Annotated in this window: 13 protein-coding genes; 8 read left to right on the top strand and 5 right to left on the bottom strand. The window is 43.0% G+C overall.

What is annotated here, in order from left to right; translation table 11 throughout:
- Positions 1-50 precede the first annotated feature (50 nt).
- Together EQY75_RS11325 and EQY75_RS11320 are read right to left on the bottom strand one after the other, a co-directional pair.
- Positions 51-1,673 (bottom strand): RagB/SusD family nutrient uptake outer membrane protein, encoded by a 1,623-nt coding sequence (locus tag EQY75_RS11325; protein ID WP_129605926.1) that lies wholly within the window; start codon positions 1,671-1,673, stop codon positions 51-53.
- Positions 1,674-1,693: 20 nt separating this feature from the next.
- The gene (locus EQY75_RS11320; RefSeq protein WP_129605924.1) at positions 1,694-4,819 is read right to left on the bottom strand and encodes a SusC/RagA family TonB-linked outer membrane protein; all 3,126 of its coding nucleotides are present in this window, start codon (positions 4,817-4,819) and stop codon (positions 1,694-1,696) included.
- Positions 4,820-5,168: 349 nt separating this feature from the next.
- Here EQY75_RS11320 and EQY75_RS11315 point away from each other — a divergent pair, with 349 nt between their 5' ends.
- The 5 genes from EQY75_RS11315 (at position 5,169) to EQY75_RS11295 (ending at position 13,110) form a co-directional block, all read left to right on the top strand.
- Entirely contained in the window at positions 5,169-6,203 is a 1,035-nt protein-coding gene (locus EQY75_RS11315; protein ID WP_129605922.1) for a LacI family DNA-binding transcriptional regulator, read from the top strand.
- Positions 6,204-6,337: 134 nt separating this feature from the next.
- Positions 6,338-6,994: a beta-phosphoglucomutase gene (gene pgmB / locus EQY75_RS11310; protein ID WP_129605920.1), complete on the top strand. Its 657-nt coding sequence runs from the start codon at positions 6,338-6,340 to the stop codon at positions 6,992-6,994.
- A gap of 3 nt (positions 6,995-6,997) precedes the next feature.
- Positions 6,998-9,307: a glycoside hydrolase family 65 protein gene (locus tag EQY75_RS11305; protein WP_129605917.1), complete on the top strand. Its 2,310-nt coding sequence runs from the start codon at positions 6,998-7,000 to the stop codon at positions 9,305-9,307.
- Between the two features lie 10 nt (positions 9,308-9,317).
- Complete coding sequence (locus EQY75_RS11300) at positions 9,318-11,231, top strand: glycoside hydrolase family 13 protein (protein ID WP_165200644.1); 1,914 nt, start codon at positions 9,318-9,320, stop codon at positions 11,229-11,231.
- Positions 11,221-13,110 carry an alpha-amylase family protein gene (locus tag EQY75_RS11295; protein ID WP_129605916.1) on the top strand — a complete coding sequence of 630 codons (1,890 nt, stop codon included), beginning with the start codon at positions 11,221-11,223 and terminating at the stop codon, positions 13,108-13,110. The genes EQY75_RS11300 and EQY75_RS11295 overlap by 11 nt, the downstream gene beginning before the upstream one ends.
- A 32-nt stretch (positions 13,111-13,142) precedes the next feature.
- On the opposite strand, the gene EQY75_RS11290 is transcribed toward EQY75_RS11295, so the two are convergent.
- Positions 13,143-13,571 (bottom strand): hypothetical protein, encoded by a 429-nt coding sequence (locus EQY75_RS11290; RefSeq protein WP_129605914.1) that lies wholly within the window; start codon positions 13,569-13,571, stop codon positions 13,143-13,145.
- A gap of 192 nt (positions 13,572-13,763) precedes the next feature.
- On the opposite strand from EQY75_RS11290, the gene EQY75_RS11285 reads away from it, so the two are divergent.
- The 3 genes from EQY75_RS11285 (at position 13,764) to EQY75_RS11280 (ending at position 15,800) form a co-directional block, all read left to right on the top strand.
- Positions 13,764-14,513 (top strand): glycerophosphodiester phosphodiesterase, encoded by a 750-nt coding sequence (locus EQY75_RS11285; RefSeq protein ID WP_129605912.1) that lies wholly within the window; start codon positions 13,764-13,766, stop codon positions 14,511-14,513.
- Positions 14,513-14,668, top strand: a complete 156-nt coding sequence (locus EQY75_RS14500; protein ID WP_342773996.1) for a lycopene cyclase family protein — start codon at positions 14,513-14,515, stop codon at positions 14,666-14,668. The genes EQY75_RS11285 and EQY75_RS14500 overlap by 1 nt, the downstream gene beginning before the upstream one ends.
- A gap of 151 nt (positions 14,669-14,819) precedes the next feature.
- Positions 14,820-15,800 (top strand): aminoacetone oxidase family FAD-binding enzyme, encoded by a 981-nt coding sequence (locus EQY75_RS11280; RefSeq protein WP_342773994.1) that lies wholly within the window; start codon positions 14,820-14,822, stop codon positions 15,798-15,800.
- On the opposite strand, the gene EQY75_RS11275 is transcribed toward EQY75_RS11280, so the two are convergent.
- Together EQY75_RS11275 and glpK are read right to left on the bottom strand one after the other, a co-directional pair.
- Complete coding sequence (locus tag EQY75_RS11275) at positions 15,801-16,532, bottom strand: MIP/aquaporin family protein (RefSeq protein ID WP_129605910.1); 732 nt, start codon at positions 16,530-16,532, stop codon at positions 15,801-15,803.
- 10 nt (positions 16,533-16,542) lie between these two features.
- Positions 16,543-18,039 carry a glycerol kinase GlpK gene (gene glpK / locus EQY75_RS11270; protein ID WP_129605908.1) on the bottom strand — a complete coding sequence of 499 codons (1,497 nt, stop codon included), beginning with the start codon at positions 18,037-18,039 and terminating at the stop codon, positions 16,543-16,545.
- Positions 18,040-18,161 lie beyond the last annotated feature (122 nt).

Below are 18,161 nucleotides of genomic sequence, written 5' to 3'. Positions count from 1 at the left end.
AAAAAACCCCGGCCTGGAGACCGGGGTTTTTGTTAGTATGCTTTCAGGAATTAGTATCCTGGGTTTTGAACTAAGTTAGGGTTAGCCAACAATTGAGTTGGAGGAATCGGGAATACGTGACGACTTGTATTGCCAATTTCTGAAGATTCTTTGAATAACCAATCCCGTGTGAATTGTCCAAAACGGATAAGGTCATTCCTTCTCCAAACTTCCTGATACAATTCACGACCTCTTTCATCGAGTAATTGCTGTTCTCCTACTGTTCCCAGTGGAGTTGCGCCTCTGAGTACGCGAAGTTCATTAACCATAGATGTGGCGTCTCCTCCAGAGCGTAGCATTGCTTCAGCCTTCATCAGGTGAGCATCAGCGTATCTGAAAATTACCTCATGACCTTCAAATCCTCCTCCGTATCTCGGGTTGTATTTCATTACACGGATACCTGTTGTTTCGTCGTTATTGATAAAACTTGAAGCGCCTGTTCCGTCAACAAAATCTCTTTTAAAGGTTAAGGGAGCACCGGCTCTGTCTGTCAATGGTGTTCCGTCTAAAGCGTATTGTTGTCCGATTAGGTAACCGAAACCAACATTGGATCCGTCTACAAGGCCACCGTTATCCGTAGTCCCAGGTTCTCCTGTAAATGGCTGTCCTTCAAGAGGCACTCCACCTCTACGTTCTTCCTGACCGTCTAATGGGTTTCCATTTATATCAACTTCGTTGCTGTTAGGATCACCTTCATACAGATCGTAATATTCTGCTAGGGTACTAAAACCGTTCCATCCACCACCACCAATGCCAGTGGAATTGTAATGAAGACCATTAAAGATTCTGTTTCCGGTAGCCAAAGCTGATAGGGACCAGATGGTTTCCGTACTTCCTCCTGTATCTTCAGGACTTCTAAAGAGGTCAAAGTATCCGGACTGTAAGGCAAAACCATCTCCGGCAATTTGATCTACCAATGAAATCACTTCATTCATGTCGCCAGAATCAGGGCTTCCACCAAGGTAGATATGCTTATTCAAAAGCACTTTAGCCTTTAAGTAACGCGCCGCTGCTTTGCTTCCTCTACCTAGATCACTACTCAGTGCCGCTGTTGATGGCAAGTTAGCTATTGCCTGATCAAGATCTGCCAGGATAAAATCGACAGCAGCTTGTCCGGTCAACACTTCAGGCAAGGTTGAAGAAGGAAGTGATGTATCCCTAAATGGCACCTGTCCGTAATTGTCTAAAATAACCCACATACTCCAAGCTCTAAGGAAACTCGCATCTCCAATATTCTGGGCAGAAGGATTACTCCTTGAGTCCAGGACCTGAGAAGCCTGTAGCTGGTTAGCATTAAATTGATTCCATACAGTACCTATAAAGGCGTGTTCTGAATTCCATGCATGGTTGTGCAATACTCTCCAAAGACCGTTATCACCCCAGTCTGTTCCTCTTGTAGGAACCAAGGCTGCATCGGTGGTTACTTCCTGAAGGGCAAAGAAATTTGCCTGATCACCATATTGTCCACCTACGCTACTGTAGAGTCCGTCAATCGCAGAGGAAGGATCGGCAAGTCCCTGAAATCCTTCACTGATAATAGAATCAGTTTCTTCGATCTCCAGATTGGTACAAGCTGTTAGTCCTACCACAGAAGCTAGTGTGAGTAAATAAATTTTGATTTGAATTCTTTTCATGATTTTCAACTTTTTTTTAATTAAAATGATGCATTAAGACCAAAAGTTATTGTCCTTGGATTTGGGAACGCTGCCCAGTCGATTCCTCTTGTAGGAACTCCGGAACCGAGGTCACCAGTAGGAACAGTAACTTCAGGATCCAGACCAGAGTAATCAGTAATAAGGAATAAATTCTGACCGGTTAATGACAATCTTAGGGTTTTGAAAAGGCCGTCACCAGTTAGAGGCACATTATACCCAAGGGTTGCGTTCTGAAGACGAACAAAATCACCTTTTTCAAGGAATCTTGTAGAAACATCTGCAGATGCACCACCGTTCTCTCCGGAAGCGATTACATCCTGAGTAACATTACGTGCGTTGTTGATGGCACCTCCTGTAAAGAAACCGTTTCTTGTGTTATTGTATACAGAGAAGCCAAACTGACCTGAGAAATATGCCGAAGCATCCCAGTTGCCGGTTGAGAAGTTCAATGATAGTCCAGAAGTAATATCCGGTAGGGCATCCTCACCAACGAATGTCTGGTCGGCAATAGGATCTCCCACTCCGTTACCATCTACATCCTGATAAATCGGGAATCCATTGCTGTCAAAGCCTTCGAAAATAGCCATGTAATAAGAGAATAATGATCTTCCGGCTTCAAATCGCTGAGCGAAAGCACCTGAAAGTCCCTGTCCGTTAATTTCACCTGTGTTAATCGCACTGGCAAAATCCTGAACCTCATTCTCGTTATAAGCAATATTAAAGGCAGCAGAGAAGGTTGTATTCTCAGACTGAATAAAGTCGTAAGCTAAGGCGAATTCAATACCCTGGTTAAGGATAGTGGCATCTACGTTACCAAACTGGAATGGATCCACTGCAGGAGCTGCAGGAGGAGTCCTCAGTAAAAGGTCGTTAGTTTCGTTACGGTAAACATCGATACTACCTGAAAGTCTGTCATTGGAGAATCCAAAGTCGAAACCAACGTTTAGGTTTAATGTTTCTTCCCATTTCAGATCAGGAACATCTGTTGCAACAATGGCCAGACCACTAGGATTTACAGTAAGGTTTGTTTGCGTACCTATTCCGCCAAATCGCTGTCTGGCAACAAAGTTACCGTACCCAAGACCTTCCTGGTTACCTACCAGACCACCACTCAAACGCAGTTTTAAAGTAGATACATTGTCTCCGACAAAATCTTCTTCATTGATTTTCCAGGCAAATGCACCGGAAGGGAAGTATCCGTATTGGTTTTCAGGACCGAACCTTGAAGAACCATCTGCTCTTACAGTAGCTGTAAATAAGTACTTATTAGACAACGAGTAATTAACACGTGCGAAGAACGACTGTAATTCATCTGTGTTATTAAAGGTGTCTGCCGTCATGGCCCTAACCAATTTATTAAACCCAAATCCAACATCTTCACCGGCAACTACGATAGGCTGTAGTCTGTTTACTATTAGACCGGATGTGTTTTCACCGTAATAGTACTGTTGGTATGTTCCATCTATGCTCCTTCCTGCGTTATTCACAGTTTCACGAAGGTCTGCACCCATTTGATTAAGTTCGTTGGTTCCAAAACCTCGACCTTGAGAATTTCTTCCACTAACATTGAAATCCTGGAAGGAATATCCTACAAGTGCATCAATATTGGAGTTACCAAAGTCTTTCTTGAAATTCAAAGTTGCTTCCAATAAGTGGTTCTCCCTGAAAAGAGTGTTATAAAAACCTAATCCAAGTCCGGAAATTCCGTCAAAATTCAACAGGTCACGCGAAAGTACTGAGGTGTTCTCACCTTCAGATTTATCATAACCGACGTTTATTTTACCTGTAAGTTCAGGAGTAAACTTATAATCGACAGAACCATTAAGCAATATCCTGTCGGTATTAGTTTCGTTCTGAGTGAAGGCTAAGTAATTAGCCGGCTTAATTTGAGTTCCTCCATCAGTAAAGGATGGGGTTGAACCCCAGGTCGGGTTTGCCGAATAACTGGCACCCAATATATCCCCACGGAATCCGGCTCCACCACTAAGCGGTGCAGTCTCATCATTAACACGAGAAAGTGTAGCTTGTATTCCTAAGGTTAATTTATCATCCAGGAAACGATGTGTCAGGTTTAATCTTCCTGTAATTCTTTCTAAGCTACTTTTCTCAATTACACCAAATTGCTTTTGGTATCCAAAAGTGGCACGAATATTTCCTTTTCCATAGTTATTGGAATAAGATACATTCTGGTTTTGAGAAGCAACAGTTCTGGTAATAAAATCTTGCCAGTCTGTGTTTCCGCCAAAGTCAACAGCTGAAGCATTACCTCCGTAAAGAGTTACTGCATCGAGAAATTCTTCTCTGTTAAGCAGATCATATCGGTTTGCTGGAGTAGCAATACTCAAGGAAGATGAGAATTCCACTCTTCCTCCTGCACTCGATTTTCCGCTTTTTGTGGTAATGATCACAACCCCGTTTGCACCTCTGGAACCGTAAATAGCGGTTGCCGAGGCATCTTTAAGGATACTGATACTCTCAATATCGGAAGGGTTTAAGAAGTTCAATGGGTTCCTTACGGCACTACCACCACTTCCTGTGTCTCCGCCTGGAGAAGTGTTTCCGGCGGCAAGTGGCACACCATCAACAACAAAGAGAGGGTTGTTATCACCCCTAACGGAGTTTGAACCCCTAATGTTAACAGAAATTCCGGCACCCGGTTCACCACTGGTCTGCTGGATGTTAACCCCTGCGGTTTTACCTTGTATTAACTGTTCAGGAGATGAAATCACCCCGCCGTTAAAATCCTCAGATGATACGGCTGTTACTGCTCCAGTTGCATCTTTAACTGTTGTAGAACCATACCCGATGATTACTACCTCGTCTAATGCCTGAGCATCTTCTTCCAGGACTACATTAATGGATGATCGTCCATTAACAGCAATTTCTTGTGTTTTGTAGCCGATGTAACTTACAACAAGTACAGCATCGCTGCTGACATTACTTAAACTATAGTTACCATCAAAGTCTGTTTGGGTACCATTCGTAGTACCTTGTACTACAACGCTGGCCCCGGGTAGTGGTCCAGTAGCATCAGAAACAGTACCTGATACGTCTTGCGCCTTAACCAATCCGAAGCTCAAGATCGCTCCAACCAGCATAAGACTTTTTAGTAGTGTAATCTTCATAAAAAGTTAATTTTAAGTTTAGTTAATTTAATTCAAGCGTTAAACATATATAAAATAATTGTTAATTCTCAAAAAACCAATGTTTTGCATGTTTACGAAAACGGTTTCGTGTTAATAACTTTTAAAACATGGTAATTTAATAATTAAACCTTGTAGGTTTCAATATATCTCTAAATATGGGATGACTTTATTATTGAATTCGAAACAAATATAGCAAAAATTCGTTGCCATACCCTATTTTATCTGAATTTCCAGAGGAAGTTTTGAAAATTTGAATGTTAAAAAAAGGTTTTTTTTAACATCTCTTTATGTACCTTTAATTCCTTGGGAAAAAGTAAAGTATCTCTTTTTGAAACGCAAAATCACTCTTAAGCACATTGCCAGGGAATTGGATGTCTCCATATCCACGGTTTCAAAAGCTCTGAAAAACAGCGAAGAAATCGGACGGGATACCAAGGATAAAATACAGGCCTTTGCCAAGCTGTATAACTACCGGCCCAATAATATAGCTATCAGTCTGAAGAATAAGAGGACCAAGAATATTGGGGTCATTATTCCAGATATCGTACACCACTTTTTTACTACAGTTTTCAGAGGCATCGAACATTACGCAAACGCCAGAGGGTACAATGTTATCGTCTGTGTTTCTGATGAATCTTTTGACAAGGAAGTGATCAACATGGAAATGCTGGCCAATGGCAGTATCGACGGATTTATCATGGCGCTTTCAGCGGAAACACAATTAAAAAACGATTACAATCATCTCAAGGAAGTAACGGAGCAAGGTATTCCTTTGGTTCTATTTGATAGGGTAACCGATGAGATCCAGTGCGACAAAGTAATTATCAATGACGAAGAAGCGGCCTATCGGGCTGTTGAGAATCTCATTGAGCTAGGACGAAAAAAAATAGCCCTGGTCACCACAGAAAATTATTTGAATGTCAGTGCAAAAAGGGCTGAAGGTTACCGAAGGGCATTAAAGGACAACAATATTTCCTTTGATGAAAATCTTGTACTTCAGTTGCCTTACCAAATGGAAGAAGAAAGTATGAGCGAAGCTTTCTTTAAGAATCAAAAATTCGATGCCTTACTTTGCGTCAATGAAATATTTGCGGTAAAATGTATGGGCCTTGCCCGAAAATACAATAAACGCGTTCCGCAGGACATGGCCTGTATCGGCTTTACAGACGGAATTTTATCAAAATATTCAACACCCTCACTGACCTCTGTAGATCAACACGGGGAACTAATGGGTGAGACTGCTGCTCAAATGCTCATCGATAAGATTGAAAGCGATCACGGAGAAAATGATGAAGAACAGTTTGAAACAAAGATCATCTCCGCAACATTGATCGAAAGAGGGTCAACCCTTTCCAATTCATAATTAGGACAGCAAATATGAAACCTTCGAAAGGCTGCCTTCTTCTTGTTACAACTTTGTATATTGTCAGCTGTTTTAGATAAAACGATCCAAGCCCACTTGAACGATTCAAAATCACCTCACATACCAACCCAAATATGCATAACAAAGGTTTTATATTCGACCTGGATGGCGTAATAGTGGATACTGCGAAGTACCATTATTTGGCCTGGAAACACCTCGCTGACGAACTCGGGATTCCGTTTACAAAAGAACAAAATGAACAATTTAAAGGTGTGAGTCGGAAGCGATGCCTTGAAATTTTACTTGACTGGGGTAAAATTAAAGTTAGTCAGGAACAATTTGACCAATGGTTAGCTGAGAAAAATGAGGACTATCTGCAATATATTGAAACCATGACCGAGGAAGAGATTCTGCCGGACGTAACCAAGGTGCTCAATTTTCTTCGGGAACACAACATTCCAATGGCTTTGGGATCGGCCAGTAAAAATGCACAGCCAATATTAAAAAAAGTGGGACTTATTCCTTATTTTAACAGCATTGTTGACGGCACACAGGTCAGGAAGGCAAAACCAAATCCCGAAGTCTTTTTGATTGCAGCTTCAAATCTGGGTATTAAACCCGAAAACTGCGTTGTATTTGAGGATGCCATCGCTGGCATAGAAGCAGCAAACAGGGCAGGAATGACCAGTGTGGGCATCGGCAATAAGAACACATTATCGAATGCTCAGTACATCTTTAAGAATTTTACCGAGATCGATCTCAACTTTATTAAGAAACTAGCAGAATTATAACTTATGAATCAGGATTATATTAAACTCAACGATTGGTCGATTATTGAAGAAGGATTCGACAAAGAAAATGTAAAATCTTCCGAAAGTATATTTAGCCTGGGAAACGGGGCTATGGGACAGCGAGCTAACTTTGAAGAAAAGTACAGCGGACCTACTTTTCAGGGAAGTTATATCGGAGGCGTCTATTACCCTGATAAAACAAGAGTTGGATGGTGGAAAAACGGCTATCCTGAATATTTTGCAAAAGTTATTAATGCACCAAGCTGGATCGGCATAAACGTTTTAGTTGACGGGGAACCTCTTGATCTGAACACCTGTAGCCGGGTGGATAATTTCAGAAGAGAATTAAATATGAAAGAAGGGGTTTACTACAGAAGCTTCATTGCTACCCTTAAGAACGATAAAAAGGTTGACGTAAAAGTAACCCGATTCCTGAGCCTAGATCTCGATGAAGTTGGGGCTATACGATATGAGATAACAGCAGTGAAGGAAGACCTGACGGTGACTTTTTCACCCTTTCTCGATAGTGGAATCACTAATGAAGACAGCAATTGGGATGATAAATTTTGGAATACTACAAGTATTTCCTCTCAGGGAAACCAGGCCTTTATTGAAGCCCATACCATGAAGACCAATTTTGAAACCTGCACCTTCATGGATTGTCAAATGGAATACAAAGGCAAAATCCAAAACAAGCCCGACGAAACTGAAGAGAAGGAACTATGGGTAGGTCACGCTTACCAACAGAAGATTGAAAAAGGCTCAACAGTTGCCTTTTATAAGTTGGGAGGATACACCGTATCTCGGAACCACAAAGGGGCTAATCTGGTAGAGGCGGCCAAAGAAGTTTTAGGTAAGGCCACAAAACAAGGTTTTGATGCTCTTCTCGAGGCACAGAAAAAAGCCTGGGAAGGAATATGGGAAATGAGCGATATCACTATCGAAGGCGATACCAAGGCACAACAGGGAATACGATTTAATATTTTCCAACTCAACCAGACCTATCTTGGTAAAGATTCGAGGTTGAACATCGGGCCAAAAGGATTTACCGGAGAAAAATACGGGGGAAGCACCTATTGGGACACAGAGGCCTATTGCATTCCTTTTTATATGGCCACAAAGAATCACCACGTAGCCAGGAACCTTTTGAAGTATAGGTATAATCACCTGGAAAAGGCGATCGCAAATGCCAAGAAGCTTGGTTTTACCAATGGCGCCGCCCTGTATCCCATGGTGACCATGAACGGGGAAGAATGTCATAATGAATGGGAAATTACATTTGAAGAAATCCACCGGAACGGAGCAATTGCCTTTGCTATCTATAACTATTTCCGTTATACGGGAGACTATTCCTATATCCCTGAGATGGGATTGGAGGTTTTAATTGGGATTGCCCGTTTCTGGCATCAGAGAGCCACCTTTTCCAAACAAAAGAACAAGTATGTTATTCTAGGTGTGACCGGGCCCAACGAGTATGAGAACAATGTAAACAATAACTGGTATACAAATTATATGGCCCGTTGGTGTATCCAATATGCCCTTGAACAACTCGACAAAGTAAAAGCCGGATACAAAGAGGATTACGACAGGATAATTGGCTATACCAAACTAAGCAAATCAGAGACTGACGAATGGAAGGAAGTGGCTGATGCTATGTACTTCCCCTTCTCTGATCAACTAGGGATTTACCTGCAGCAAGATGGTTTTCTGGACAAGGAGCTGGTCACCGTGGAAGACCTGCCGAAATCACAAAGGCCCATCAACCAAAAGTGGAGCTGGGATCGAATTCTGAGGTCGCCCTATATCAAGCAGGCTGATGTGCTTCAGGGATTCTATTTTTTTGAAGATCATTTCTCAGAGGAGGACCTTGAAAAACACTTTGATTTTTACGAGCCATTTACCGTGCACGAATCATCTCTTTCCCCTTGTGTGCATAGTATTCAGGCAGCAAAACTCGACAGGATGGAACAGGCCTATCAGTTTTACCTCCGTACTTCCAGACTAGATCTCGACGATTACAACAAGGAAGTGGAAGAAGGATTACATATCACTTCCATGGCCGGGACCTGGATGAGTATTGTGGAAGGATTTGGCGGGATGCGGATCAAAAATGACAAATTGTCCTTTACGCCAAGAATACCAAAGGAATGGGATTCCTATTCCTTTAAGATCAATTTCAGAAACCGTATCCTGAAAATCCTTGTGGATAAGTCAGGCGCGCATTTCGAATTGGAAGGAGACCACGAGATGTCGATTAGGTTGAATGGGGAGAGGCTCGTTTTACAACCTGTTGCAAAAAATCCGGTGCAGTAAAATGATAGGAATGGGGAGTAATAAATTTGAGGGTGGTTTTGCCTTCGACTCCTTCTTATACCTATTCCTTCTGATCTTCTCTATGATAAGTAACATGGCAAATGCCCAGATTGAACGCGTAGAACCCCCGAATTGGTGGATTGGATTTAAAGATCCATCTCTGCAGTTGCTGGTTAAGGGGCCGGGAATAGGGGAATACGATGTGAAGATCAAACAAAGCGGCCTCAGCATTAGTAAAATTCACCAGGCCGACAGCCCCAATTATTTATTTCTCGACCTGCAGATCCCCTCAGATGCCAAGCCGGGTGAATTGGAACTGGAATTCACCAGAAAAGGGCAAGCTGCGATCATTTACAAATATGAATTAAAGGCCCGGACTCAAAATCCGGAGGAATTTATTGGGTTTTCAACAAAAGATGTTATTTATCTGATCACACCTGATCGGTTTGCCAACGGAGATCCGTCCAACGATATTGATCTCAGTTTGAAAGAACAGTCGGTTGACCGCAAGGACGACTATGCCCGGCACGGGGGCGATATTCGCGGTATGATCAACCACCTAGATTATATGGAAGACATGGGTCTTACTGCTATCTGGCCCAGCCCACTACTGATTAATGATATGCCCCGGAGTTCTTACCACGGATACGCAATAACCGATTTTTACAAAGTGGATCCCAGATTTGGAGATCTTGCAGAATATCAGGAGCTATCCCAAAAAGCAAAGGCGAAGGGAATCAAGCTCATCATGGATCAGGTTAATAATCATTGCGGTTTGAGCCATTGGTGGATGGAGGACCTGCCCTTTTCCGATTGGATAAACTATCAGGAGGGTTATGAAAATGGGGAAAACATAACGGTTACCAATCACCGGCGCACCGTAAACCAGGACATTTACGCCTCAGATTGGGACAGGGATCTTATGGATAATGGCTGGTTTGTTCCTTCTATGCCCGACCTGAATCAAAACAATCCGTTTTTGGCCCGGTATATCATACAGAATAGTCTATGGTGGATCGAAACACTGCAGTTGGGTGGGATAAGACAGGACACCTATCCTTATCCGGAAAAAGATTTTATGGCCGAATGGGCAAGGCGCATAATGAAGGAATATCCCTTGTTTTCGATAGTGGGCGAAGAATGGAGTTACAATCCTTTGGTGGTTGGCTATTGGCAGCAGGGAGCTCACAACCGCGATGGATATGAATCATATCTGAAATGCACCATGGATTTTCCATTGCAAAGAACCCTTGTTGAAGCGCTTACAGAAAAGGAAGACTGGGACACAGGCCTGGTAAAACTTTACGAAGGTCTTGCGAACGACTTTTATTACGCTTCTCCTCAGGATATGATGCTATTTGGGGACAATCACGATATGGACCGGCTGCACACTCAATTGGGAGAAGACGCCGTACTGACCAAAATGGCTTTGGCATTTATTATGGTAGCCCCCAGAATCCCACAGCTATACTACGGTACCGAAATCCTTATGGAGAATAGTGATAAGCCCGGAGATCATGGCTTTATCAGGACCGATTTTCCGGGAGGTTGGCCAGGGGATGTGGTGAATGCCTTTACAGGGGAGGGTTTGCATATGGCGGCGGCTGAGATGCAAAAATTCGTCAGGACTCTGTTGAGGTTCAGGAAGGGGCAAAAAGTAATACACGAAGGTAAAACCAAACACTTCAGTCCGGAAAAAGGGGTCTATGTTTTATTCCGTTACCTCGGAGATAAAAGGATCATGCTTGTCCTAAACAAAAATGAAAATGCAGTATCGCTAAGCCTTGATAGGTTCAGTGAAATGAAGATTGAGAATAAATCCTTCCGGGAATTATTTAGTGGGCATACCCTTGTATTAAAAGATCAATTGGAGATCAGTGAAAGAGGCGCTCTGTTATTTGTAAATCAAGTTGATGATGACTAAAAGACTTGTCCTTGCGTTTGTACTTGTGTCTTTGCTGATATGCTGTGAAGATATTAAGCGTGAAGACGGGGTGGAAAAAGATAGATTTGAAATGGAAGAACAAGGAAAGAAAGTGATTTACCAGGTGTTTACCAGGTTATTTGGGAATACGAATACGACAAATAAGCCCTGGGGTACTATAGAAGAAAATGGAGTAGGAAAGTTTGGTGATTTTACTCCAAAGGCATTGAAGGAAATCAGGGAGCTGGGAGTCACACATATTTGGTATACCGGGGTGCCACATCACGCCCTGGCAACAGATTATTCCCAATACGGGATTTCAAAGGATGATCCTGATGTGATCAAGGGAAGGGCCGGATCACCCTATGCGGTAAAAGACTATTACAACGTTAGCCCGGATCTTGCGAGCAAACCAGATCAGAGACTGGAGGAATTTAAGGAGCTGGTAGAGCGAACCCATCAGGCGGGAATGAAGGTGATCATCGACATTGTCCCCAACCACGTTGCACGTCATTATGAAGGTGCTTCAACACCTGAGGGGAAAGAGGCCTTTGGCGCAACTGATGATACTACAGTAGAATATAAAAGGGACAATAATTTTTACTATATCCCAGGGACCGCATTTCAGGTTCCCGAATGGAAAAATGGGTACAGGCCATTAGGAGGAAACCCACATCCCCTTGCAGATCGTCAATTTGAGGAAAATCCTGCAAAATGGACAGGGAACGGCTCGAGGCTTGCCCAGCCTGATATGAACGACTGGTATGAAACGGTGAGAATCAATTACGGGGTAAGACCTGATGGAACTCTTGACTTTGATCAACTGCCCGCAGACTACGCAACAAAGTCGGATAGGGAACATTTGGCATTATGGAAGGATAAATCAGTACCCGATTCCTGGATTAAATTCAGGGACATCGCTCTTTACTGGCTCGAATTAGGAGTAGATGGTTTTCGCTTCGATATGGCAGAAATGGTGCCTGTGGAATTCTGGAGCTATCTCAATTCTCATATCAAAGAAAAAAATCCAGATGCCTTATTGCTGGCCGAAGTTTACAATCCGTCACTCTACCGGGATTATATCCACAGGGGAAAAATGGATTACCTCTATGACAAGGTTGAACTCTACGATAGTCTTAAACATATTATGCAGGGCCACGGCTGGACGGATCATATTCCCGTGGTTCAGGAAGGCTTAATGGATATTGAACACCATATGCTTCACTTTTTGGAAAATCACGATGAACAGCGCATTGCCAGTCCCGAATTTGCCGGGGATGCCTTAAGGGGTAAACCGGCCATGGTGGTCTCGGCAACCTTGAGTACTTCGCCCACTATGATATATTTTGGTCAGGAGGTGGGAGAACCAGGGGCGGAAGATGCCGGATTTGGTAGCCCTTCAAGGACATCTATCTTTGATTATATCGGCGTTCCGCATCACCAGCGATGGGTGAATGATAAGAAATTTGACGGGGGGCAACTGTCTGAAGAAGAAGCGGACCTCAGAGATTTTTATAAACGGCTACTAAATCTGACGATCAAAAGTAAAGCTCTGATGGGGGCCTACGAAGACATCCACTATTACAACCGCGATAATACAGAAGGATATAATTACCGGGTTTACTCCTTTGTGCGATGGAAAGACAACGAGCGTTTGCTGGTATTGACGAATTTCGATGCTTCGGAGTCTTATGAATTTGAGATGAAGATTTCCCCTGAGGTTGTCAAATCCTGGGGATTGGAAGAGGGATCTCAATACGTATTATCTGACCTACTGTACAATGAAACTGAAGTACAGTTAAAAATTGAAAAAGGGCAAGGACTCTTTCAGATAAGTCTTGCCCCCTTACAGTCCTATATTCTTAAATTACAGAATTAAGGTAATTTATTAAGGTCACCTAAAACCCCTTATCAAGCTTCATCACTCTTTGGGCCGGTAGCCTTGTACATAAGGCCGATAACTGCACCTATAATTCCGTAGTAAACGATATCTAACACGGCTTCCACGAGGTGGCCGGTCAGATCCATAATTTCAGAGGTGGCATACCAAAGAAGGCCCATACCTAAGCCCATAAAAATTCCGATCCAGACTCCGAATTGAAATCCTCCTCCCAAACTGTGATACCCTCTTGCCCATTTACCATAGATGGTACTGAGAGCAAAAGCAGCAATCAGATTGGAAAGAATAAGGATTGGAAAATCCGGAGGGTCTTTCATTGCGTTGGTAATGGTGTGCCCCTCAAAAAAATCAACAGTTGCCACGCCCCAAATCAGGAAGCCCAGCACAAACATGGCAACGGTAGCTACTACTGTTGCCAGAAGATTTTGTTTTGAAAACATAGTTTTGAAATTAATTGGTTGTTGTACTGTCAAAGATATCAAATTATAAATATGAATAATTCAAAATATTATGATAATAAAAATGAAATATGTAATAAAAAACTTAATAAATTAATAATCATAAGCTAATTTATATGGGTCTCTATTTTTATTACTCAAGTTGTATTTTTGGAGTACAAAAGAAAATCGGAGATGAAGAGAATTATAATTTTATCTATAGTTTTATTGATTTCAAGTTGTGAAGGAGTGGGCCATAAAATGAAGGTAATAGGGCATAGGGGAGCAATGGGTCACGAGACTGAAAACACTCTGGCTTCCATACAGAAGGCTATGGATCTGGGAGTTGATATGATAGAGATTGATGTTTTCCGGATCAAAAGTGGGGAGATTATGGTCTTTCACGACGAGCGATTAGAACGCCTCAGTAATGCGGGTGGAATGATTGAGGATTACGATTTTTTTGACCTTAAAAAAGTGACCTTAAATGGAAATCACAAGATCCCGACCCTGCAGGATGTATTGAAATTGATCGGTGGCAAGGTTCCGCTCAACATTGAACTCAAAGGGGCGAATACCTCAGAACGGGTAAACTTTATTACAGATTACTACATAAGGGAAAAAGGATGGAAATTGGAAGACTTCCTGATTTCAAGTTTTAACTGGGAAGAACTTAAAAGTATGCGAGCGATCAATCCTGAGATCTCTATTGCTGTTCTCACCGAAGACGATCCGTTGAAAGCCATACCTGTCGCCAAAGAACTTGGAGCTGTGGCGATCAATCCTTATTTCAAAAATGTCACAAATCCTGAAGTTGTAAAAACTATACAGGATGAAGGCTTTAAAGTGTATGTCTGGACTGTCAATGAAGAATCGGACATCAATAAAATGAGCGAGCTCGGGGTTGATGGGATCTTTACCAACTTTCCCGAAAGGGCAAACTGATGTATGATCTAATTGTTATCGGGGGAGGTGCTGCCGGATTTTACGGGGCAATCCATGTAGCAGAGGCCAGGCCCGATATGAAAGTCCTGATTCTGGAACAAGGAAAACAAGTTCTCGGAAAAGTCAAGGTTTCGGGGGAGGCCGATGTAATGTGACCCATGCGCAGTTTAACCCATCATTGCTGGTTCAGGCCTATCCCAGAGGAGAAAAAGAATTGAGGGGTCCCTTTAATTCGTACCACCCTCAGCATACCGTCAATTTTTTTATGATCGGGGAATAGAATTAAAAGTGGAAGATGATGGCAGAATGTTCCCTGTGAGCAATTCTTCACAGACCATTATCGATTGTTTTATGGAGGCTGTTGCTTCATCAGATATAGAACTGAAGAGAAATTCAGGCGTTATTGACATCAATCCACCGGATGGTAATTCAACAGACAATGGATATTGGGAAGTAAAGACCAAGCTTCAATCATACCGTACAAAAAACCTTCTGATCGCCTCAGGAAGTGGCACTAAGATGTGGAACATCCTCAAACGTATGGGTCACAATATCATTGACCCGGTACCTTCCCTTTTTACTTTTAATATTAAAGACCCCCGCATTGAAGGCATCCCCGGAGTTAGCCTTAATGCCCGCGTGGAATTACTCTCAAGAGATCTGATTGGTAAAGAAATATCAGGAACAATTAAAACCCGCTCCAGGAAGTCGGAACATTTGGTAACTGAGGGGCCTTTGTTGATAACACATTGGGGGATGAGCGGACCAGCAATTTTAAAACTATCTTCCCGGGGAGCCCGTATTTTAAATGAGTATCATTACCGGTTCAGAATAAGGGTAAACTGGATGCCGGAATACCATCAGCAAGGCATGTTTTCTTTTCTGATGGAGGTTAAGAACATAGATGCGAAGAAAACGGCCTACAGAACCTGCCCGGTTGAAATTCCACGCCGACTTTGGGGAAAACTGGTCATTGCCTCCGGAATAACACCGGATCAGAAATGGGCCGACCTGTCAAAAAAACAGTTACAGGAACTCTCAGCACAACTCACTTCATCAGAATTCCTGGTTGATGGAAAGAGCACTTTTAAAGAAGAGTTCGTCACCGCAGGGGGTGTTGACCTGAAAGAGATAGATTTTAAGACTTTTGGAAGTAAGGTTCACGAAGGCCTTTACTTTGCAGGGGAAGTTTTAAATATTGATGCGCTCACCGGGGGTTACAATTTTCAAAGTGCATGGTCAGGTGCCTATCTTGCTGCCATGGCCATATCGGAAAACAATATCTGACTAAACAGAAAGGAGCAGAAACAATCCTGCAGCCACGGATGCTCCAAGAACGGGACCTACGATGGGTACCCAGGAATACGCCCAGTCACTACCACCTTTTTCTTTTATGGGAAAGAGAGCGTGAACCAGCCTTGGCCCCAGATCACGGGCAGGATTTATGGCATACCCGGTAGTACCGCCCAAACTAAGACCGATAACCCAAACCAATAATGCGACCGGTAGTGCCCCTAAAGAGCCCAGACCAATCACTTCTTCGGTTGCCAACATAGATGCATCTGTAAAGAATAATACGGTAAAGACCAGAACGAAGGTACCCACGATCTCGCTGACGAGATTGGAACCGAAATTTCGAATATTCGGTATTGTGGAGAATACCGCTAGTTTCAGGACTTTGTCCTTTGTAGCATTAAAATGATCTATATACATAATCCATACTACGGCAGCACCTATCATAGCGCCCAATAGCTGTGCGAGAATATACATCGGAACACTTGCCCAATCAAAAAGTCCGGCCAGAGCCAGCCCGATGGTTACGGCAGGGTTTATATGGGCACCACTATACGGGCCGGCGACCACAACACCTACAAATACAGCAAAGGCCCAGGCGGTTGTAATGACAATCCAGCCGCCTCCATTTCCTTTGGTTTTTTCAAGTACGACATTAGCGACCACTCCACAACCTAGTGTAATGAGCAAAGCGGTTCCGATCAATTCTGCAACAAATGGAGTCATATTAAGTACTTTAGTTTTCTCTCGTCCAATATTCAAGAGCGTCGATGGCTTTGTACCATCCTTTTATTCCTGCTTCAACAGTCGATCTGTCCTGTACGGGGTCGAAGCGTCGATCACTTTCCCAGATCGTCTCAATCTCCTTGATATCTGACCAAAACCCTACTGCAAGTCCGGCGAGGAATGCAGCCCCCATTACCGTTGTCTCAATTACCTTGGGGCGAACCGCTACCGTGTTTAGGACATCAGCCTGGAATTGCATCAGTAAGTTATTGACCGTTGCCCCTCCATCTACCCTAAGTTCTTTAATGGAGATACCGGCATCAGCCTGCATCGCTTTTAGTACATCCATAGTTTGGTAAGCGATTGATTCTATGGCCGCCCTTGCAATATGCGCATAGGTACTGCCCCTGGTTAAACCAAATATGGTACCCTTGGCATGCTGATTCCAATGCGGAGCTCCAAGGCCTGCAAAAGCAGGAACAAAATAAACTCCGTCGGAATGATCTACTGAACAGGCAAGTTTTTCAACTTCCCCGGAAGAATCGATGATTTTCAGACTGTCTCTCAACCACTGTACCACTGCTCCGGCAATGAAAATACTCCCTTCAAGGATATAATGGGTCTTACCGTTGATCTGCCAACCGATTGAAGTAAGCAGGTTATTCTGTGAAATAATAGGTTTTTCTCCGATATTCATCAGCATAAAGCAACCAGTGCCATACGTGTTTTTTACCATCCCCGGCTGAGTACACATCTGACCGAAAAGTGCGGCCTGTTGATCTCCTGCAATCCCGGCGATTGGAATTTCCTTACCCAGTATCCGGCCTGTTGTATTTCCGTATATCTCACTCGATGCTTTAACCTCGGGCAATATAGAATCAGGGACATTGAACATGGTCAGTAATTCCCGGTCCCACTCCAACTTATGAATATTGAAGAACATGGTTCGGGATGCGTTTGTTACATCCGTGATGTGAAGGTCACCATCGGTTAGGTTCCAGATCAGCCAACTATCAATAGTCCCCATCAATAAATCACCTGCCTCTGCCTTTTCCCTGGCACCTTTTACTTCATCCAGGATCCATTTTACTTTGGTCCCCGAGAAGTATGCGTCGATAACGAGGCCTGTTCTTTCTCGGATTAAAGGGGAAAGTCCTTTCGTTTTTAGTTCATCACAATAGGCTGCTGTCCGTTTATCCTGCCATACGATGGCGTTGTAAATGGGTTCACCGGTATTCTTGTCCCATATTACTACCGTTTCTCTTTGGTTAGTAATCCCTATCCCGGCTATACTATCGGCAGATATATTCTCTTTTTTCAGGGCCTCCTTCATCATCTCTGCCTGGGTTTCCCAAATCTCTTTGGCATCGTGTTCTACCCAACCCGATTTGGGAAAATGTTGTGTAAATTCCTTTTGGGCAGAGGATACTATGGCACCGCTTTTATTGAATACTAAGGCTCTGCAACTTGTGGTTCCCTGATCGAGTGCTAGTATGTATTGTTCCATTGCAGTTGCCCGTTTTAGTCAATTTTTGTATTCGAAAGTTTTAAATGTAAGAGAAATTATTTATTTGACATAAAATCATAATCCCTTAAAATGGGCGGAAGTTTATACTGACCCTGCCCTTA

Source organism: Muriicola soli (genome assembly GCF_004139715.1).
GTDB classification, from domain to species: domain Bacteria; phylum Bacteroidota; class Bacteroidia; order Flavobacteriales; family Flavobacteriaceae; genus Muriicola; species Muriicola soli.
Note: the sequence above shows the minus strand (reverse complement) of the source record. Positions and strands in the feature narration are given on the sequence as shown.

What these genes read in the sequence shown, in the direction of transcription:
- EQY75_RS11285 (WP_129605912.1), top strand. Translation starts at nt 13,764, where the DNA reads ATGAAGAGAATTATAATTTTATCTATAGTTTTATTGATTTCAAGTTGT.
- EQY75_RS14500 (WP_342773996.1), top strand. Translation starts at nt 14,513, where the DNA reads ATGTATGATCTAATTGTTATCGGGGGAGGTGCTGCCGGATTTTACGGG.
- EQY75_RS11305 (WP_129605917.1), top strand. Translation starts at nt 6,998, where the DNA reads ATGAATCAGGATTATATTAAACTCAACGATTGGTCGATTATTGAAGAA.
- glpK (WP_129605908.1), bottom strand. Translation starts at nt 18,039, where the DNA reads ATGGAACAATACATACTAGCACTCGATCAGGGAACCACAAGTTGCAGA.
- EQY75_RS11290 (WP_129605914.1), bottom strand. Translation starts at nt 13,571, where the DNA reads ATGTTTTCAAAACAAAATCTTCTGGCAACAGTAGTAGCTACCGTTGCC.
- EQY75_RS11300 (WP_165200644.1), top strand. Translation starts at nt 9,318, where the DNA reads ATGGGGAGTAATAAATTTGAGGGTGGTTTTGCCTTCGACTCCTTCTTA.
- EQY75_RS11320 (WP_129605924.1), bottom strand. Translation starts at nt 4,819, where the DNA reads ATGAAGATTACACTACTAAAAAGTCTTATGCTGGTTGGAGCGATCTTG.
- pgmB (WP_129605920.1), top strand. Translation starts at nt 6,338, where the DNA reads ATGCATAACAAAGGTTTTATATTCGACCTGGATGGCGTAATAGTGGAT.
- EQY75_RS11280 (WP_342773994.1), top strand. Translation starts at nt 14,820, where the DNA reads ATGTTCCCTGTGAGCAATTCTTCACAGACCATTATCGATTGTTTTATG.
- EQY75_RS11275 (WP_129605910.1), bottom strand. Translation starts at nt 16,532, where the DNA reads ATGACTCCATTTGTTGCAGAATTGATCGGAACCGCTTTGCTCATTACA.
- EQY75_RS11295 (WP_129605916.1), top strand. Translation starts at nt 11,221, where the DNA reads ATGATGACTAAAAGACTTGTCCTTGCGTTTGTACTTGTGTCTTTGCTG.
- EQY75_RS11325 (WP_129605926.1), bottom strand. Translation starts at nt 1,673, where the DNA reads ATGAAAAGAATTCAAATCAAAATTTATTTACTCACACTAGCTTCTGTG.